The 1376-nt window shown below is 34.6% G+C and carries 1 protein-coding gene and 1 pseudogene; one reads left to right on the top strand and one right to left on the bottom strand.

The genetic code is table 11. From position 1 onward, the window contains the following. The coding region (locus tag AC1DCY_RS27120; RefSeq protein WP_477355776.1) for a translocation protein TolB at positions 1 to 804 on the top strand (804 nt) is incomplete at its 5' end. A gap of 348 nt (positions 805 to 1152) precedes the next feature. Here the strand turns inward: AC1DCY_RS27120 and AC1DCY_RS27115 are convergent. Next, positions 1153 to 1376 (bottom strand): annotated as a pseudogene (locus AC1DCY_RS27115) (MFS transporter); the annotation flags it as partial.

Raw genomic sequence — 1376 nt, 5'->3', positions numbered from 1 at the left:
AGTGATTTTGAATGGTTCCCCGACGGAAAAGCGTTTATCGTTTCATCTCAATCTAATTTACTTCCTACTGGATGGGAACCAGTTCGTCTTTTTAAAGTGCCCGTAGATGCCAATCTAGATACTAATAAAATCAAGCCTTTTTACACCATTCAAACAAATACAACCGACTTATTTGCAATTGATGCAGATTATTTTAAGTGGAGCCATGATGGGAGCTGGGTTAGCTTTCTATTAGCACCAACTGCGTCTTGGTCTAATGATAGCAATACATTATCTGTACTTTCATCAGCTGGAGATCAATTTCAAGTTATAGGGAAAATGCTTGGGTATGAAAAATGGATAAAGTGGGCTCCTACAAAAAATCAACTAGCCTACATATCGGGTGAAGGAAGATTTTTTGTTGTAAACAAAAGTACAACAGTTACCGAGATTCCTACATTGAATAAACAAAAAGACTACACACCTAAAGGATATGTAGACCTAGATATAGAATGGCTTTCTCCAGATGAAATAATTGTTGCTCGGGCGAAAGAAAACAAATCGTGGAAAGTGGGACCAGTTCCAACTATGTATACAGCGTTGTATGTAATTAATCTTGATTCAGGAGAACAAAAGCAGCTTACATTTCCAAAGGACAATAAAATAGATAATACACCTCAAGTAGTTGGTTCAACTATTACTTGGTATCGAACATCTGAAAAAGAAGACCAAGGAGATGTTTGGATTAAAGATAGTATGGATGCTCAAGAACATCGGTGGTTAAAAAATTTGGACTCTCCACCAACCTTTTTCTATAAAAAGTAACTGAAACAACCGCAGATTTTATTTTTCATTATTTCAGTAAAGGGGGCGAACTACAATCCTTAATCTCGGTGAAAAAGGGGACATTTTAATGAAGAAAATAATCCTACGTACCTTCAAACTATCGGGGCAGTTTAGTTGAAGAAAAAATTTTTAGCGTATTCAACAATCGGGCCAGATTGTTGAGGAACGTTTTCAATGGATGTTATTGTTGAAATATAGAGTTAGATAAAGATTAACTCCATTTTGATCAATCTTTTTTCAAAATGGAGTTTTTGCATTTGCTGATAAATAAAGTCTGAAGGTAATTTTTTGATCAATCTGTATTCTAAAGCTACATTTACTTGTTTTTTATTTTTTATTTGTAAGTAAATCTTTATTTGGTTGGGAAAATGAAGCAAGGAGGTGAAATAATCCAGGTAAAACAATTAACATACCAACAATCGCATATATTTGACGCGTACTTAAATCTAAAAATGTTGAGGAAGCAAATAATATCCCTAATGGCATGGTAACTCGRATGAATAGTAATCGAACTGCACTTAGTTGGGTTAAACGATCTCTAGGAGCTTCAC

The organism is Lysinibacillus sp. 10T31, assembly GCF_056394365.1.
Note: the sequence above shows the minus strand (reverse complement) of the source record. Positions and strands in the feature narration are given on the sequence as shown.